The organism is Amycolatopsis sp. NPDC004368 (genome assembly GCF_053602515.1).
In genome coordinates, this window is record NZ_JBSGDT010000027.1 from 47489 (window position 1) to 63212 (window position 15724).

Consider the following 15724-nt stretch of genomic DNA (forward strand, 5'->3'; position numbering starts at 1 on the left):
ACGCGATGAGCACGGGGTCCGGATTATTCGGCGGAGAGCCCGGAGACAGCGAGGAACCCCCGCGCGCGGGGGCTCCCGGTGCTGCCCGCGAAGAGGAAGAAGGCACGTACGCCGATCTCCTCAACGGCTTCAGCCTCGATTCGGGCCGCTCGCGCAAGAAGCGGAAGAAGACCGGTAAGGAGTCCCAGTCCCCCGAACCCCCGCCCGCGGGAGCGCACGCGGCGGAGGAGCCGCCGGCGGTGCCAGTGCCGCCGGCCGAGTTAGGAGATCGTGTGACCTCTCTAGTCTCTCCACCGGGGAGCACCGACGCGGATGGGCCCAGGCCAGGCGGGCTCTTCGACCCCGGGCCGCCCAGCGGCGAGTTCGTGATGCCCGCCGCGTTCACCCGGCCGGACCGCCCCGATCGGGTGGACCCGGCCGAGGAGACCTCGATCGTGCGGCCGTACGCTCTCACCGGCGGCCGGACCCGGGCGAACTACGCGCTCGAGCTGGAGACGCTGATCTCCACCAATGACCACGTCGTCGCGGGGGGCTTCCCCGAGGCGGCTGCCGAACAGATCGAGAGCATCTCGATCATGGAAGAGTGCCGGACCCCGCGCTCGGTCGCCGAGATCGCGGCGGTCCTGCGGGTGCCTCTGGGTGTCGCCAGGGTGCTGATCAGTGACGCGGCCGACGCCGGCCTCGTCACGGTGCACCGGACGATTTCGGGCAATGACGGCGCCGAAGCACACTTGATGTTGATGGAAAGGGTTTTGAGTGGACTCCGTCGGCTTTAAGGCACCGCGGGAAACCGCGCCCCCGACCATGACATCGGCGAAGATCGTGGTGGCGGGCGGCTTCGGGGCGGGCAAGACGACCTTCGTGGGTTCGGTGTCGGAGATCGTTCCGCTCACCACCGAGGCGATGATGACCGACGCGAGCCGCGGCATCGACAACCTCGACCAGACCCCGAACAAGACGACCACCACGGTCGCCATGGACTTCGGTCGCGTGTCGCTCGACGCCGACCTGATCCTGTACCTGTTCGGCACCCCGGGCCAGCAGCGCTTCTGGTTCATGTGGGACGACCTGGTGCGGGGTGCGATCGGCGCCGTCGTGCTGGCCGACACCCGCCGCCTGGCGGACTCGTTCGCGCCGATCGACTTCTTCGAAGACCGCGGCCTGCCCTACATCGTCGGCGTCAACACGTTCGACGGTGTGCTGGAGCACGACATCAACGACGTGCGCGAGGCCCTCTCGATCGACCCCAGCATCCCGATCGTCCGCTGCGACGCGCGGGACCGGGAGTCGACGAAGCAGACGCTGATCACGCTGGTCGAGTACGCCATGCGGCAGTGGATCGCCTTGCGGGCGGCCAAAGCCCGCTGAACCGCGGCTCGGCGGGGATCGCCCCGCCCAACCGCGGTCCGAGCCGGAGCCGGGTCACGTCGTCACTCAGTGGCCCGGCGGTACCGCATGAGCACCAGAGAGCTGTCGATCACCCGGGACTCCACGAGCTGCAGGCCGAGCCGTTCGGCGTCCACCGCGAACGGCCGCCGGTCGCCGCCCAGCACCACCGGGTGCACGACCACGTGGTACTCGTCGATCAACCCCAGCCGGCCCAGTTGGGCGGGCACGTCGGCGCCACCCATGAGCAGGATGTCCTTGGTGTGGCGCGCTTTCAGGGCCGCGACCTCCTTGGTGAGGTCGCCGCTGAGCACCTCGGTGCCCCAGCCGGGATCGGTGAGCGTGCGCGAGAAGACGACCTTCGGCTTCTCGCGCCACACCGGCGCGAACGCGGTGTCGTGCGGGTCGTCCGACATGGACTCCACGTTCGGCCAGTAGCCCGCCATCATGTCCCACACCCGCCGCCCGTAGGCGAACACGGCGGCGCGCTCGCTGAGCGCCTCCGACTGCGCGGACAGCTCGGGACCCATCACCGCCCAGTCGAACTCGCCGTTCGGGCCCTCGACGCACCCGTCGAGCGAGAGGTGGACGTAGTACACGAGCTCACCCATGGTGTTGCCTCCACTCCGGCGGCGTCCCCCGTGGACGCCGTCCACCGTGGGGTCGGAGCGGCCCGGCAGGACCGGACACGGTGGCCGGAACGTTTTCAGCCCTCGTTTCGACGCTCGGCCGAGGGTGCTCGTCAGTATTCGTCGTGCCTTCGCCACCAGCCGCCCGGCTCGTCGGAGCCACGCGACTCCTCCTCCCACGCCTCCTGCCGGCCGAACGGCGTGATGTCGAGGTAGCGGTGCGAAGCCAGGAACGTCTCGGCCCCGCGCCCGTCGGTGAAATACGTGCGGAAGACGTCGTCGCCGTCGCGCAGGAACACGCTCACGCCGAAGAACCGGCCGACCCCGCAGTCTTCGGTGAAGTCGCTGCCGTTCGCCGACACCCACGGCAGGTCCCAGCCCATGCGGGCCTTGTACCGCTCGATCTCGGGCAGCGTCGCGGGCGCGGTGACCACGAACGTGACGTCGCGGGCGTTCAGGTGGGCCAGGTGCGGCACGTTGTCCACGACCAGCGAACAGCCGGGGCAGCCCGCGTCGTCGCCCGGGTGCAGCATGAAGTGGTAGACGATCAGCTGACGCCGGCCGTCGAACAGGTCGAGCAGGCTCTTGCGGCCCTCGGCCGAGGTGAACTGGTAGTCGTTCGCGAACCGCACCATCGGCAGCCGCCGGCGCTCGGCGGTCAGGTGGTCGGCCGCCTTCATCAGCTCCTTTTCCTTGGCCAGCAAGGCTTCGCGTTCGGTCTGCCACTCGCTCGCGGACACGACACGGGGGAGTGCGGTGGTCATCGGGCCTCCTCGAGGTAGCGGGCGAGGTCTTCGAAGGTGGAGTTCCAGCCTTCGTGGTGTCCGGCGCGTTCGGCTTCGTCCGGGAACGGCGCCTGGTGGAACGTCATCTCGGTCTTGTCGCCGGCCTCGGCCAGCGTGATGGTCACGAGCGTCTCGCCGACAGTGTCGGCCGGGCCCTCCGGGTCGTCCCACGAGAACGTGAACACAAGCCGCCCGGGCGGGCTGATTTCACGGTAGGTGCCCTGCATCCACCGTGCGACACCGTGCTTTTCACTGTGGATCCGGGCGCGCCACGCGCCGCCGGCACGCAGGTCCAGCGTGGCCACCGAAGCGGCGAAGTCCTCCGGACCGAGCCAGCTCGCCAGGCGCTCCGGCTCGGTCCACGCGCGGAACACCAGCTCCCGCGGCGCGTCGAACACGCGCGTGATGGTCAGGTCCCGTTGCGTCATGACCCGGTCTCCTTTCCGGGCTCCCGCAGGAGCCGCAGGTGCTCGTCCAAGCGGTCGAACCCCGACTCCCAGAACTGCCGGTACTCGTTCACCCAGTCGGCCACGACCACCAGCGGTTTCGCGTCGAGCCGGCACGGGCGCCACTGGCGGGTGCGGCCGCGGCTGATGAGCCCGGCCGCCTCCAGCACCTTCAGGTGCTTCGACACCGCTTGCAGGCTCACCTCGAACGGCTCGGCCAGCTCGTTCACCGTCGCCTCGCCCTTTGCGAGCCGGGCGAGGATGGCGCGCCGCGTGGGGTCCGCCAGCGCGGCGAACGTGGTGCTGAGCTGATCTGTGGCCATCGGTTCTCAATCACTCGGTTGATTAACTGAAAGGTTGAATATAGCTCCCAGCTGGCGGCTGTCAACCCGGGGAAGCACGCGCTTGAGATCCGCGTCACCGGCCCCCGGGTTTCCAATAGTAGGAAGTCAAAGTATTTTGGGTGGATGAGCAGCGACCTCTACCGCCCCGAGAACCCGGTTCGGTTCGTCACCGCGTCGAGCCTGTTCGACGGCCACGACGCCTCGATCAACATCATGCGGCGGATCCTGCAGTCGCAGGGTGCCGAGGTCGTGCACCTCGGGCACAACCGCTCGGTCGACGAGGTGGCCACCGCCGCCATCACCGAGGACGTGCAGGGCATCGCCATCTCCGCCTACCAGGGCGGCCACGTCGAGTACTTCTCCTACCTGGTGGAGCTGCTGCGCGAACGCGGCGCGGGGCACATCAAGGTGTTCGGCGGCGGGGGCGGGGTGATCGTCCGCGAGGAGATCGACCTGCTGCACTCCCGGGGCGTGGAGCGGATCTTCTCGCCCGAGGACGGCTACGAGATGGGCCTGCCGGGCATGATCAACTCGATGATCAAGGCCTGCGACGTGGACCTCTCGGCACAGCCGCCGGCGTCGGTCGACAAGCTGCTCGCCGGCGACGTGCCGGCGCTCGCGCGGGTGATCACCCAGCTGCAGCGTGAAAAACTGCCCGAGGAATGGCTCACGGCCATCACGGAAGCCGCCGAGAAGCGTCAGGTACCCGTGCTCGGCATCACCGGCACCGGCGGCTCGGGCAAGTCGTCGCTCACCGACGAGCTCGTGCGCCGCTTCCGCCTCGACCAGGAGGACAAGCTGCGGATCGCGGTGCTCGCCGTGGACCCGTCGCGGCGCAAGGGCGGCGGCGCGCTGCTCGGCGACCGCATCCGGATGAACTGCCTCGAAAACGGGCCTGCCGGCCCGGGAGGCAATGGCACAGCGCCGGTGTACTTCCGCTCCATCGCCACGCGCACCACCAGCGGTGAGATCCCCGTCGGGCTGCGGGAGTCGATCCTCGCGTGCAAGGCCGCGGGCTACGACCTCGTGATCGTGGAGACGCCGGGCATCGGCCAGGGCGACGCGGGCATCGTCGACTACGTGGACGAGTCGCTGTACGTGATGACGCCGGAGTTCGGCGCCGCGTCGCAGCTGGAGAAGATCGACATGCTCGACTTCGCCGACGTGGTGGCCATCAACAAGTTCGAGCGCCGTGGCGCGGAGGACGCGCGTCGGGACGTCGCGCGCCAGCTCGTGCGCAACCGCGAGGCGTTCGATTCCGGTCCCGAGGACATGCCGGTGTTCGGCACCAGCGCGGCGAAGTTCAACGACGACGGCGTGACCGCGCTGTACCAGAACCTGCGCGACCACCTCGCCGGGCTCGGACTCTCGGTGTCAGCCGGAGTGCTGCCTGCCGTGGACGGCAAGGTGTCCACCGATGCGAGCACGGTGATCCCGGGCAACCGCGTGCGCTACCTCTCCGAGATCGCCGAGACCGTGCGCGGGTACCACGAGCAGACCGCCAAGCAGGTGGCCGCCGTGCGCAAGCGTGACCACCTGGCGGCCGCGAAGCTGGCTTTGTCCGAGTTGGACACAGTGGACGCTTCCACTGACGCGCTCGACGGTCTGCTCGCCGCGGCGGAGTCCGATGTGGACGGCGACACGACGAAGCTGCTCGAGCGGTTCCGCGCGCTGGCCGAGGAGTACCGCGAGGACGAGCTCGTGGTGCAGGTTCGCGACAAGGAACTGCGCACGCAGCTGTGGCGCGACACGTTGTCGGGCAACCGGATCCCACGCGTCGCCCTGCCGCGCTACACCGACCCCGGTGAGCTGCTGTCGTTCCTGCGCCGCGAGCACCTGCCCGGCTATTTCCCCTACACGGCGGGGGTGTTCCCGTTCAAGCGCGACGGCGAGGACCCCGCGCGCATGTTCGCCGGCGAGGGTGATGCCTTCCGCACCAACCGCCGGTTCAAGCTGCTCTCGGCCGACTCCGAGGCCAAGCGCCTGTCCACCGCCTTCGACTCCGTGACCCTCTACGGCCACGACCCCGACACCCGCCCGGACATCTACGGCAAGGTCGGCACCTCGGGCGTCTCGATCGCGACGATCGAGGACATGAAGGTGCTCTACGACGGCTTCGACCTGACCGCGCCGAACACGTCGGTGTCGATGACGATCAACGGCCCGGCCCCGACGATCCTCGCGTTTTTCCTCAACACCGCGATCGACCAGAAGCTCGACGCCTTCCGCGCGGAGCACGGCCGCGAGCCGTCCGCGGAGGAGTCAGCCGAGCTGCGCGCGTGGGCGCTGAAGAACGTGCGCGGCACCGTGCAGGCCGACATCCTGAAGGAAGACCAGGGACAGAACACCTGCATCTTCTCCACGGAGTTCAGCCTGCGCATGATGGCCGACATCCAGGAGTGGTTCATCGAGCACGCAGTGCGCAACTTCTACTCGGTGTCGATCTCGGGTTACCACATCGCGGAAGCCGGTGCGAACCCCATCTCGCAGCTGGCGTTCACCCTGTCCAACGGGTTCACCTACGTCGAGTCCTACCTCGCACGCGGCATGGACATCAACGACTTCGCGCCGAACCTGTCGTTCTTCTTCTCCAACGGGATGGACGCCGAGTACTCGGTGCTCGGCCGCGTGGCGCGCCGGATCTGGGCCGTGGCCATGCGCGAGCGCTACGGCGCCAACGAGCGGTCGCAGAAGCTCAAGTACCACGTGCAGACCTCGGGCCGCTCGCTGCACGCCCAGGAGATGAGCTTCAACGACATCCGCACCACGCTGCAGGCGCTGTGCGCGCTGTACGACAATGCGAACTCGTTGCACACCAACGCGTTCGACGAAGCGATCACCACTCCGTCGGAGTCTTCGGTGCGCCGTGCGATGGCGATCCAGATGATCATCAACAAGGAGTGGGGCCTGTCGAAGAACGAGAACCCGCTGCAGGGTTCGTTCATCATCGACGAGCTCACCGACCTGGTCGAGGAGGCCGTGCTCGTCGAGTTCGACCGCATCTCCGAGCGCGGCGGCGTGCTCGGCGCGATGGAGACCGGCTACCAGCGCGGCAAGATCCAGGACGAGTCGATCCTCTACGAGCGCAAGAAGCACGACGGCTCGCTGCCCATCGTCGGCGTCAACACCTTCCGCAACCCCCACGCGGGAGAGGACGACGTGGAGGTCGAGCTCGCCCGCGCCACGGAGGACGAGAAGCAGTCCCAGCTCGACCGCCTGGCCGACTTCCAGCACCGCCACGCCGAGGACGCCCAGCAGGCCCTCAAGGCCCTGCGCGAGGCAGCCACCCGCGGCGGCAACCTGTTCGGCGTGCTGATGGACGCCGCACGGGTGTGCTCGCTGGGGCAGATCACGGAGGCGTTCTTCGAGGTCGGCGGCCAGTACCGGCGCAACATCTGAGGCTTTCCCCGGCGACCGATCCGGTGAGCTGCCGTCCGCGAGGGGAATAGGCCGCCGCCGGATCGGGTAGAACGAGGCATGGACTTCGGGATCTCCACGTTCGTGACCGATGAAGGCATCCGCCCCGACGTGCTGGGCGAGGCGCTGGAGGAGCGGGGCTTCGACTCGCTCTTCCTCGCCGAGCACTCGCACATCCCGGTGAGCCGCGAGAGCCCTTACCCCGGCGGTGGTGGCCTGCCCGAGGAGTACAAGCGCACTCTGGACCCGTTCATCGCGCTCACGGCGGCCGCCGTGAACACCACGAACCTCGTGCTGGGCACGGGGATCGCGCTGCTGATCCAGCGCGACGTGATCCACACGGCCAAGGAAGTCGCCTCACTCGACCTGGTGTCGCGCGGGCGGGTGGCGTTCGGGGTGGGCGTGGGCTGGAACCGCGAGGAGATGGCCAACCACGGCACCGACCCGAAGACGCGGGGCGCGCTGATCGACGAGCAGATCGAGGCGCTCAAGGCCATCTGGACGCAGGACGAGGCGGCCTACCACGGCAAGCACGTGGACTTCGACCCGATCTTCGCCTGGCCCAAGCCGGTGCAGACGCCGCACCCGCCGATCTACATCGGGGGTGAGAGCCCCGCCGCCCTCAAGCGGCTGGCCGCCCACGGCGACGCGTGGATGCCGCGCCAGCACACCCCGTCCGACGAGATCAAGCGCGTGCGCGAATGGCTCGCCGAGCAGGGCCGCACCGACGTGCCGTTCACCGTTTTCGGGGGCGGAGCCGACGCCGGCGACGTGAAGCGCTTCGCCGAAGCCGGCGTGGAGCGCTACACCTTCATGCTGCCGACGCTGCCCGAAGCCGAGACGCTGGCCGCCCTCGACGACCTCGCGCGGCTCGCGGCGGACCACCGGTGAACCGTGGTTCGATGATCTCATGAAGTTCGGGATCTCCACGTTCGTGACCGACGAAGGCATCCGCCCCGACGTGCTCGGCGAGGCCGTGGAGGAGCGCGGCTTCGACTCGCTGTTCCTGGCCGAGCACTCGCACATCCCGGTGAGCCGCCGGACCCCGTATCCCGGGGGCGGCGAGCTGCCGCGGGAGTACTACCGCACGCTCGACCCGTTCGTCGCGCTCACCGCCGCCGCGGTGAACACGTCGGACCTGGTGCTGGGCACCGGGACAGCCTCGTGAAGCTCGGGATCTTCAGCTTCGTCACCGACGAGGGCATGCAGTCGCTGCACCCGCCGATCCACGTCGGCGGCAACAGCCGGCACGCGGCGCGGCGGGCGGCGCGGTTCGCGGTGGGCGGCAGGAACGAGGCTCTGCTGGAGGCGTACGCCGAGGCCGGCGTGGAGCGGGTGACGTTCCTGCTCGGCACCCGCCCCGAAGCGGAGACATTGAGCAGGCTCGACGCCCTCGTCGAGGTCGTCGGGAAGTACCGGTGAAGGAGCGGAGTTTCGCGTGAGTGACGTACAGATCGGTCTTGCGGCCGCGTTGGAGCAGTTCTCGCCGCGGGAGTCGATCCGGCTGGCGAAGGCGGCCGAGGAGCGTGGCTTCTCGGGGCAGATGGCGGCGGACCACTTCCAGCCGTGGGTGCCGCAGCAGGGCGAGGCTTCGTTCGTGTGGAGCGTGCTGGCGTCGCTGGCCGAGAACACGACCGGTGACCTGGGTCCCGGGGTGACGTGCCCCTCGTTCCGGCTGCACCCGGCGATGGTCGCGCAGGCCGCGGCGACGCTGGAGGCCACGTACCCGGGGCGGACGTGGCTGGGGATCGGGTCGGGTGAGGCGCTCAACGAGCACATCATCGGCGGCTACTGGCCCGAGGCGCCCGAGCGCGTGCGGCGCATGTTCGAGGCGCTGGAGGTGATCCGCAAGCTGTTCACCGGCAAGGACGTGAAGCACAACGGCGAGTTCTTCAAGCTGCACACCACGCGCCTGTGGACGCTGCCGGACACGCCGCCGCCGGTGTACATCGCCTCGGCCGGGCCCTACACCTCGCGCAAGACCGGCGAGCTGGCCGACGGGCTGATCACGCCGGGCGCGTCGATCGACAAGCTGGCCGGGATCCTGGAGAACTTCAACGCGGGCGCGAAGAAGGCCGGCAAGAACGGCGACGAGATGCCGAAGCTGCTGCAGGTGCACCTGTCGTGGGCCGAGGACGACGAGACCGCGTGGACCAACGCGATGGAGCAGTGGCCCAACGGGGGCATGAAGTTCCCGAAGGCCGACGTGCGCTCGCCGTTCGACTTCGCGCAGATGGCCAAGCTCGTGCGCCGGGAGGACTTCGAGGGCCGCATGGTCGTCTCGTCGGACCCCGACGTGCACCGTGCCGCGCTGCAGAAGTACGTGGACGCCGGCTTCAACCGCATCTACATCCACAACGTCGGCCGCAACCAGGACCAGTTCCTGGACGTGTTCGGCTCGCAGGTGCTGCCGAAGCTGACTGCCTGAGGTTTCGGGGGCCCGCGGGTGTCCGCGGGCCCTCACTTGTCCAGCAGCAGGTGCACCGCCAGCTCGAGGCGGTGGGCGACGTCGGCGGCCGACGCGCGGCGCGTGACCCACGCGACGAGGTTGGCCATCCACACGTCGGCGACGACGTGGAAGATGTCGCGATCGGACTCCGTGGGCTCGTCGATCCCCATGGCCTGGGCGAACATGTCCTCCATGAGCCGGCCGACGAGCTCGACCTCGGCCGCGGCCGAGGTGTCGGCGAACATGAACGCGCGCACCATCGCCTCGGTGAGGTGCGGGTCGCGTTGCATGAGCCGGGTGTTGCGGCTCAGCACGAACATCAGCCGCTCGGCGGGGGTCTCGCCCGGGATCGCGGCGCGCTCCAGCTTTTCCTGCGCCCGCTCGAACTGCCGGGCGAGGCCGGACACGAGCAGGTGGATCTTCGACGGGAAGTAGCGGTAGAGCGTGCCCAGCGCGACGTCCGCCTTCTCCGCGACGGCCCGCATCTGCACGGCGTCGTAGCCGCCCTTGGCGGCCAGCGCGAGCGTGGCGTCGATGATGCGGCGGCGGCGGTCGCGCTGGGCCGCGGAGCCGAACTCTTCGCCGATCGTGCCCAGTCCGGTGCGTTTCGCCGCCGGAGCCTTCGCCTTGCCCGGCATCGGCCTTCTCCCGTCTTGCGGAACTCGTTCCAGTTCTGCGTTCAGCGTACGTTCCCTGGCGAAACGTTCGGCTCTCGACTGGCTGGCCGAAAAACGGTAACACGTTCTTCTGAGGTGCTGTGCCGCGCCGAGGCCGCGAAAGCCCCGGTCCCGGACGCGGCGACGGCCCGCACCACGCGATCGCCGCGGCTTCTGCGGCACCACCCAAGGCCTGCTCTCCGCGACCACCGGACGGGTGCTCGGCCTGCCGCGCTGCGCCGTTGTCGTACCCCTGCCCTACGGTGCTCAGCGTGGAGTTCGGCGCGCACACCCAAGCCACCTACCTTCCCTCGGATCCGCCGCGGGAGGGTGTGCTGGCGTTGTGGGGCGACGGGGTCGCGGGAGACACCGCGATCGAGCTCGTGCTGCCCCACGACAAGAAGTTCGCGCGCACCAAGGTCGAGGCCCGGCTGGTGCCGCTGGCGCGGGCCATCCCGCGGCTGCTGGTGGTGCCCGACGACGTGAGCGCGGCGATCGCGGCGTGGTCGGCCGCCGTCAACGCGGGGGTCAATCTCGTGGCGCGCGGGCGGTTGCGGCCGGCGTTGACGCCCGGCGGGGTGGGCAGCTGGCGCGTGGGTCCGCTCGACGGGGCCGACGAGGAGCTGCTGCGGGGGCTGGCGTCGGCGTTGCCGCCCGAAGCGCACGCGTTGCCGTTGTCCGGGGTGAAGCGGATCAGGTTGCATTCGCCGGAGTCACTGGTCAGGGCGTTGTGGGACGCGGCGGCCGACGTGCTCGTGCGCAGCCCCGCCGCGGCGGTCGGGGCGGGTGGGCCGGCGTTCGCGGAGGCCGAGCCGACGTTGGTGGGGCCCGAGGGCGCCGCGTGGCTCGGTGAGCTCGAGGCCCGCGGGCCGCACGGCGCGCAGCTCATCCTGCGCGTCGAAGCGGGGGAGGACGACCAGTTCGCGGGCGCGCTGGCCGTGCGGTCGGCGCTGGAGCCGAGCCTGGTCGTCGAGGCGGAGACGCTGTGGGACGCGCCCGACGCCGTGCTGCAGCGACTCGGCGAGCAGGTCGAGACGCAGCTGCTGCTGGGCCTGCGCCGCGGCGCGCGGGCGTGGTCGCCGTTGGGCCGGGTGCTGGCCGAGGCGGCGCCGACGCGGCTGGCCTTGTCCGACGACGACGTGGTCGACCTGCTCGGCGCGGGCGGGCGCGACCTGGGTGGCGCGGGCATCGAAGTGCTGTGGCCCAAGGATCTCTTCGCCGGTGAAGTCCGCGCGAAGGCCAGCGCGACGCAGGCGCCGGCCGGCGAGGGCGGCCCCGCGTTCCCGCTCACGGGCCTGCTCGAGTTCCGCTGGCGCCTGTCGCTGGGCGGCGCCGAGCTCACCGACGAGGAGGTCGCCGCCCTCGCCGAGGCCAAGCGTCCGCTCGTGCGCCTGCGCGGCCAGTGGGTGAAGCTCGACCCGCGCCTGCTCGCCCGCGTGCGCGCCAAGCGCAACCGCAAGCTCACCGGGGCGGAGGCGCTGGCCGCGGCTCTCACGGGGGAGCTCGAGATCGATGGCGAAACGGTCGAGTTCGCCGCGCAGCCCGCGCTCGCCGGCCTGGTCCAGCGGCTCAAGGAGCGCGACCCCGAGCCGGTCGGGCCGCCCGCGGACCTCTCCGCGACGCTGCGCCCGTACCAGCTCGCGGGCCTCGGCTGGCTCGCCACCATGACCGGCCTGGGCCTCGGCGCCTGCCTCGCCGACGACATGGGCCTGGGCAAGACCATCCAGCTCATCGCCCTGCACCTGCACCGCCGCGCGCTCGGCGCCGGGCCCACGCTGGTGGTCTGCCCGACGTCGCTGCTCGGCAACTGGGAGCGCGAGTTCGCGAAGTTCGCGCCCGCGGTCCGCGTGCGTCGTTTCCACGGCGGCAGCCGTCACCTCGACGACCTGCTGCCCGACGAGGTCGTGCTCGCCACCTACGGCGTGGTGCGCCGAGACCGCGCGACACTGTCCGAAGTGGACTGGGGCCTCGTCGCCGCCGACGAGGCCCAGCACGTGAAGAACCCGTTGTCCGCCACGGCGAAGGAGCTGCGCAAGGTGCCCGCTGCCGCGCGGGTGGCGCTCACCGGCACCCCGGTGGAGAACCGGCTCACGGAGCTGTGGTCGCTCATGGACTGGACCACGCCCGGTCTGCTCGGGCCGCTCGACCGCTTCCGCCGCGCCGTCGCGCGGCCCATCGAACGCGACCGCGACAAGTCCGCGACCGAGCGCCTGGCCACGACCGTGCGGCCCTTTCTGTTGCGGCGCAAGAAGACCGATCCGGACATCGCGCCCGAGCTGCCGCGCAAGACCGAGACCGACCGGTTCGTGCCGCTCACTTCGGAGCAGGTCACGCTGTACGAGGCCGTCGTGCGCGAGAACCTGGCCGAGATCCGCGAGTCGCAGGGCGTGCAGCGGCGCGGGCAGGTGCTGAAGCTGCTCACCGAGCTCAAGCAGATCTGCAACCACCCCGCGCAGTTCCTCAAGGAGAGCGGCGGAGTCCTCAGTGGACGCTCGGGCAAGCTCGCCGCGTTCGAGGAGCTGCTCGACGTGATCCTCGACGAGGGTGACAGTGTGCTCGTGTTCAGCCAGTACGTACAGCTCTGCCGCCTGCTCGAACGCCGCCTCGCCGACCGCGGGCTGCCCGTCGCGCTGCTGTCGGGCGAGGTCGGGCCGAAGCGGCGCGACGAGCTGGTGGCGTCGTTCCAGTCGGGTGAGGTGCCGGTGTTCCTGTTGTCGCTCAAAGCCGGCGGCGTCGGGCTCAACCTCACGCGCGCCACGCACGTGATCCACTACGACCGCTGGTGGAACCCGGCCGTGGAGGACCAGGCGACCGACCGCGCGTACCGGATCGGGCAGGACCGGCCCGTGCAGGTCCACCGGCTCATCGCCGAGGGCACGCTGGAGGAGCGCATCGCGACGGTGCTGGAGTCGAAGCGCGGGCTGGCCGAGGCCGTGGTCGGCGCGGGGGAGGACTGGATCACCGAGCTGTCCGACGAGCAGCTCGCCGACCTGGTCCGGCTCGGTGGCGGCTGATGCGCGGCCGGCGCCGGACTTTCGGCAACACGTGGTGGGGCCACGCCTGGGTGGAGGCGCTGGAGCAGCGCGCGAGCGTGGACCCGAACCGCCTGCCGCGCGGGCGCACGTACGCGCGGCAGGACACCGTGAGCGAGCTGCACGTCGGGGCCGGGAAGATCACCGCGCGGGTCCGCGGCAGCCGGCCCGAGCCGTACCGCGTCACGATCCGCACGCGGGAGTTCTCGCCGGAGCAGTGGGCGGCGCTGCTCGACGTCGTCGGCCGCCGCCTCGGCCACACCGCCGCGCTGCTCGACGGCGAGCTGCCCGAGGAGCTGGCCGTCGCCGCCCGCGAGGCGGGCGCCGACCTGCTGCCGGGGCCCGGTGACCTGCGGCCGCGCTGCTCGTGCCCCGACGATGCCAACCCGTGCAAGCACGTCGCCGCCGTCTACTACGTGGTGGCCGACGAGGTCGACGCCGACCCGTTCGTGCTGTTCAAGCTCCGCGGCCGCCCCCGCGACGAGGTGCTCGCCCGCCTGCGCACACTGCGCGCGCCCGACCACCCGCGGCCCGTGAAGGTGCGCGACCCGGGGCTCACCCCTGGCCGCGCGTACGCCCGCCGCGTCACCGCCGTGCCCCGCTTGCCGCCCGTGCCCGACGTCGCCGGCCCGCCGGCCGTCCTCGACCTCGACCCGCCGCCCAGCACGGGCTGGACGGCCGCCACCCTGGCCACCCTCGCCGCCGACGCCGCCTCCCTCGCCCGCGACCTGCTGGTCTCCGGCCCCGCCGCCACCGACCTGACCTTCGACGAGGACCTCGCCCGCCGCGCCGCCCGCCCCGGCGCCGACCTGCCCGCCCTGGCCCAGGCGGCCGCCCTCGGGCTCGCCGAGCTCACCACCTGGGCCCACACCTGGCGCTCCGCGGGCCGCCCGGGCCTCTCCGCCCAGCGTGACGTGTGGTCACCGGGCCCGGGCCCCCTCGCCGAAGCCCGCGCCTGCCTCGCCGACACCGGCGTCGGCGACCCGATCACGACGTGGCGCAACCGCGTGACCCAGGGCCCACTGCAACTGCGCTACGGCCGCGACCACCGCTGGTACCGCTTCGTGCGCACCGGCTCGGGCTGGCAGCTCGACGGTCCACCGGCGACCAGCCCTCTGGACGTCGCCTACCCGCCCGCCTGATCCACCGACCCCCGCAACTCCACACAGCACCCACCCGAAGGCGGATCCACCAGCACCGCATCCACCCCCGGCACCTCGAGCCCCGCCACGATCCCCCCGAGATACGCCTGGTTGATCCCGCACACCAGGTCCGGAGCCTGCCCGGCCAGCGGGTGGAACGGGCAGTTGCGCAACCGCACGCACGTCGGCGTCTCGCGGCGCGGCTCGAAGCCCTGGCTGGCCAGCACGGTCTCCGTGAGCGTCAGGCCGCGTTCCACACCGAGGCGGCCGGGTCGCAGTTCGTCGCGTTCGGTCGCGCCCAGGGCGGTGCCGCGGGCGGCGGCCACGCGCAACGCCGAGTCGCGGGCGGTTTCGCCCTCGGCTTCGGTGACGACGGCGTCCAGGAGGATGTCGGCGAGGACGCCGTGGCGGCGGGGCGGGATGGTGACCGCGAAGTCGGTGTCGGCCGGTTCGTAGACCTTCGGCGTGCGCCCGACCTTGCGGATGCCGCCGACCGCCTCGTACCGCGAGCGCAGCAGACCGGCGTCCACGAGCTTGTCGAGGTGGAACGCCGCGAGCTTGCGGGAGATCCCGACCGATGCGGCGGCCTCGTCGCGCGTGACGGGATGACCCGAGCCGCGGATGAACGTGTACATCCCCCGGCGCAGGTCCTCCTCCAGCGCCGCCACGGCCCTGATCGCCGGGACGGCGGGCTCAGTCGTCACGCCTCCACGATAACGCCCATGACCGTGTCCACAAGCAGTGCCACGTCCTGTTGAACTGCTCACCTTGACCTGCGTCACGAATAAGACCAATACTCATGGACGAAAACCGCCGATCCCAAGGGGTTCCCATGCACTCCGGCTCTGCTCTCCACGTCGTCCACGAACCCGATCCCGGCGTCGACCTGGCCGCGGCGACGCGCGCCGCGGGCGATTTCCTCCGGGCGCTCGGCATCGGGCTGGACACCGAGAGCCTGCGGGGCACGCCGGCGCGCATGGCTCGCGCGTACGTGGAGCTGTTCACCCCGCGCTCGTTCGACCTCACCACCTTCCCCAACGACGAGGGTTACGACGAGCTGGTGCTGGCCCGCGACATCCCCGTGCGGTCGGTCTGCGAGCACCACCTCCTGCCGTTCACGGGCGTCGCGCACGTCGGGTACCTGCCGGGTGAACGCATCCTCGGCCTGTCGAAGCTGGCGCGCGTGGTCGAGCACTTCGCGTGCCGGCCGCAGGTGCAGGAGCGGCTCACGAAGCAGGTCGCGGGCTGGCTCGGTGAGCAGCTCAGCCCGAAGGGCGTCGGTGTGGTCATCGAGGCCGAGCACTCGTGCATGACGTTGCGCGGCGTACAGGCCACCGGGTCCAGCACGGTCACCTCGACATTGCTGGGTACGTTGCGGGAGGATGCCCGCTCACGCCAGGAGTTCTTCGCACTCACCGGCGTCAACGCATGAAAGGAG

At 70.8% G+C, this 15724-nt stretch carries 15 protein-coding genes and 1 pseudogene; 10 read left to right on the plus strand and 6 right to left on the minus strand.

Going from position 1 to position 15724, the window contains the following annotated elements; translation table 11 throughout:
* Nucleotides 1-5: 5 nt before the first annotated feature.
* Nucleotides 6-776 (plus strand): DUF742 domain-containing protein, encoded by a 771-nt coding sequence (locus ACWEOE_RS30350; protein ID WP_452015120.1) that lies wholly within the window; start codon nt 6-8, stop codon nt 774-776.
* The gene (locus ACWEOE_RS30355; protein WP_326569773.1) at nt 757-1368 is read left to right on the plus strand and encodes a GTP-binding protein; all 612 of its coding nucleotides are present in this window, start codon (nt 757-759) and stop codon (nt 1366-1368) included. Before ACWEOE_RS30350 ends, ACWEOE_RS30355 begins: the two co-directional genes overlap by 20 nt.
* Nucleotides 1369-1430: 62 nt before the next feature.
* Here the strand turns inward: ACWEOE_RS30355 and ACWEOE_RS30360 are convergent, their stop codons facing one another.
* The 4 genes from ACWEOE_RS30360 to ACWEOE_RS30375 all read right to left on the minus strand — a co-directional run bounded on the left by ACWEOE_RS30360 (nt 1431) and on the right by ACWEOE_RS30375 (nt 3569).
* Nucleotides 1431-1997: a dihydrofolate reductase family protein gene (locus tag ACWEOE_RS30360; RefSeq protein WP_452015122.1), complete on the minus strand. Its 567-nt coding sequence runs from the start codon at nt 1995-1997 to the stop codon at nt 1431-1433.
* Between the two features lie 131 nt (nt 1998-2128).
* Nucleotides 2129-2779: a DUF899 domain-containing protein gene (locus ACWEOE_RS30365; protein ID WP_452015124.1), complete on the minus strand. Its 651-nt coding sequence runs from the start codon at nt 2777-2779 to the stop codon at nt 2129-2131.
* Nucleotides 2776-3228, minus strand: coding sequence for an SRPBCC family protein (locus tag ACWEOE_RS30370; RefSeq protein WP_452015126.1), 453 nt, complete (start codon nt 3226-3228; stop codon nt 2776-2778). Before ACWEOE_RS30370 ends, ACWEOE_RS30365 begins: the two co-directional genes overlap by 4 nt.
* On the minus strand, nt 3225-3569 hold the full coding sequence (locus tag ACWEOE_RS30375; protein ID WP_452015127.1) for an ArsR/SmtB family transcription factor: 345 nt from the start codon (nt 3567-3569) through the stop codon (nt 3225-3227). Before ACWEOE_RS30375 ends, ACWEOE_RS30370 begins: the two co-directional genes overlap by 4 nt.
* A 144-nt stretch (nt 3570-3713) precedes the next feature.
* Here ACWEOE_RS30375 and icmF point away from each other — a divergent pair, with 144 nt between their 5' ends.
* From icmF to ACWEOE_RS30400, 5 genes and pseudogenes are all read left to right on the plus strand, one after another.
* Nucleotides 3714-6989, plus strand: coding sequence for a fused isobutyryl-CoA mutase/GTPase IcmF (icmF, locus tag ACWEOE_RS30380; RefSeq protein ID WP_452015128.1), 3276 nt, complete (start codon nt 3714-3716; stop codon nt 6987-6989).
* A 78-nt stretch (nt 6990-7067) separates the two neighbouring features.
* Nucleotides 7068-7898: an LLM class F420-dependent oxidoreductase gene (locus tag ACWEOE_RS30385; RefSeq protein WP_452015130.1), complete on the plus strand. Its 831-nt coding sequence runs from the start codon at nt 7068-7070 to the stop codon at nt 7896-7898.
* A 19-nt stretch (nt 7899-7917) separates the two neighbouring features.
* Nucleotides 7918-8169: pseudogene (locus ACWEOE_RS30390) on the plus strand (LLM class flavin-dependent oxidoreductase); the annotation flags it as partial.
* 2 nt (nt 8170-8171) lie between these two features.
* Nucleotides 8172-8429: a hypothetical protein gene (locus ACWEOE_RS30395; protein ID WP_452015132.1), complete on the plus strand. Its 258-nt coding sequence runs from the start codon at nt 8172-8174 to the stop codon at nt 8427-8429.
* A gap of 16 nt (nt 8430-8445) precedes the next feature.
* Entirely contained in the window at nt 8446-9435 is a 990-nt protein-coding gene (locus ACWEOE_RS30400) for a TIGR03557 family F420-dependent LLM class oxidoreductase (RefSeq protein WP_452015134.1), read from the plus strand.
* 32 nt (nt 9436-9467) lie between these two features.
* Here ACWEOE_RS30400 and kstR read toward each other — a convergent pair whose 3' ends face one another.
* On the minus strand, nt 9468-10094 hold the full coding sequence (kstR, locus tag ACWEOE_RS30405; protein WP_452015136.1) for a cholesterol catabolism transcriptional regulator KstR: 627 nt from the start codon (nt 10092-10094) through the stop codon (nt 9468-9470).
* 290 nt (nt 10095-10384) lie between these two features.
* Here kstR and ACWEOE_RS30410 point away from each other — a divergent pair, with 290 nt between their 5' ends.
* Entirely contained in the window at nt 10385-13126 is a 2742-nt protein-coding gene (locus ACWEOE_RS30410; RefSeq protein WP_452015138.1) for a DEAD/DEAH box helicase, read from the plus strand.
* Complete coding sequence (locus ACWEOE_RS30415; protein WP_452015140.1) at nt 13126-14286, plus strand: SWIM zinc finger family protein; 1161 nt, start codon at nt 13126-13128, stop codon at nt 14284-14286. The genes ACWEOE_RS30410 and ACWEOE_RS30415 overlap by 1 nt, the downstream gene beginning before the upstream one ends.
* Here the strand turns inward: ACWEOE_RS30415 and ACWEOE_RS30420 are convergent.
* On the minus strand, nt 14271-14921 hold the full coding sequence (locus ACWEOE_RS30420; RefSeq protein ID WP_452015241.1) for a helix-turn-helix transcriptional regulator: 651 nt from the start codon (nt 14919-14921) through the stop codon (nt 14271-14273). The genes ACWEOE_RS30415 and ACWEOE_RS30420 overlap by 16 nt on opposite strands.
* Nucleotides 14922-15118: 197 nt before the next feature.
* On the opposite strand from ACWEOE_RS30420, the gene folE reads away from it, so the two are divergent.
* Complete coding sequence (gene folE / locus ACWEOE_RS30425; protein ID WP_452015142.1) at nt 15119-15718, plus strand: GTP cyclohydrolase I FolE; 600 nt, start codon at nt 15119-15121, stop codon at nt 15716-15718.
* Nucleotides 15719-15724: the final 6 nt, after the last annotated feature.

Excerpts from the sequence above, each read along its gene's own strand:
- ACWEOE_RS30385 (WP_452015130.1), top strand. The coding sequence starts at position 7,068 with ATGGACTTCGGGATCTCCACGTTCGTGACCGATGAAGGCATCCGCCCC.
- ACWEOE_RS30420 (WP_452015241.1), bottom strand. The coding sequence starts at position 14,921 with ATGTACACGTTCATCCGCGGCTCGGGTCATCCCGTCACGCGCGACGAG.
- ACWEOE_RS30360 (WP_452015122.1), bottom strand. The coding sequence starts at position 1,997 with ATGGGTGAGCTCGTGTACTACGTCCACCTCTCGCTCGACGGGTGCGTC.
- ACWEOE_RS30365 (WP_452015124.1), bottom strand. The coding sequence starts at position 2,779 with ATGACCACCGCACTCCCCCGTGTCGTGTCCGCGAGCGAGTGGCAGACC.
- ACWEOE_RS30375 (WP_452015127.1), bottom strand. The coding sequence starts at position 3,569 with ATGGCCACAGATCAGCTCAGCACCACGTTCGCCGCGCTGGCGGACCCC.
- icmF (WP_452015128.1), top strand. The coding sequence starts at position 3,714 with ATGAGCAGCGACCTCTACCGCCCCGAGAACCCGGTTCGGTTCGTCACC.
- ACWEOE_RS30415 (WP_452015140.1), top strand. The coding sequence starts at position 13,126 with ATGCGCGGCCGGCGCCGGACTTTCGGCAACACGTGGTGGGGCCACGCC.
- ACWEOE_RS30370 (WP_452015126.1), bottom strand. The coding sequence starts at position 3,228 with ATGACGCAACGGGACCTGACCATCACGCGCGTGTTCGACGCGCCGCGG.
- ACWEOE_RS30350 (WP_452015120.1), top strand. The coding sequence starts at position 6 with ATGAGCACGGGGTCCGGATTATTCGGCGGAGAGCCCGGAGACAGCGAG.
- kstR (WP_452015136.1), bottom strand. The coding sequence starts at position 10,094 with ATGCCGGGCAAGGCGAAGGCTCCGGCGGCGAAACGCACCGGACTGGGC.
- folE (WP_452015142.1), top strand. The coding sequence starts at position 15,119 with ATGCACTCCGGCTCTGCTCTCCACGTCGTCCACGAACCCGATCCCGGC.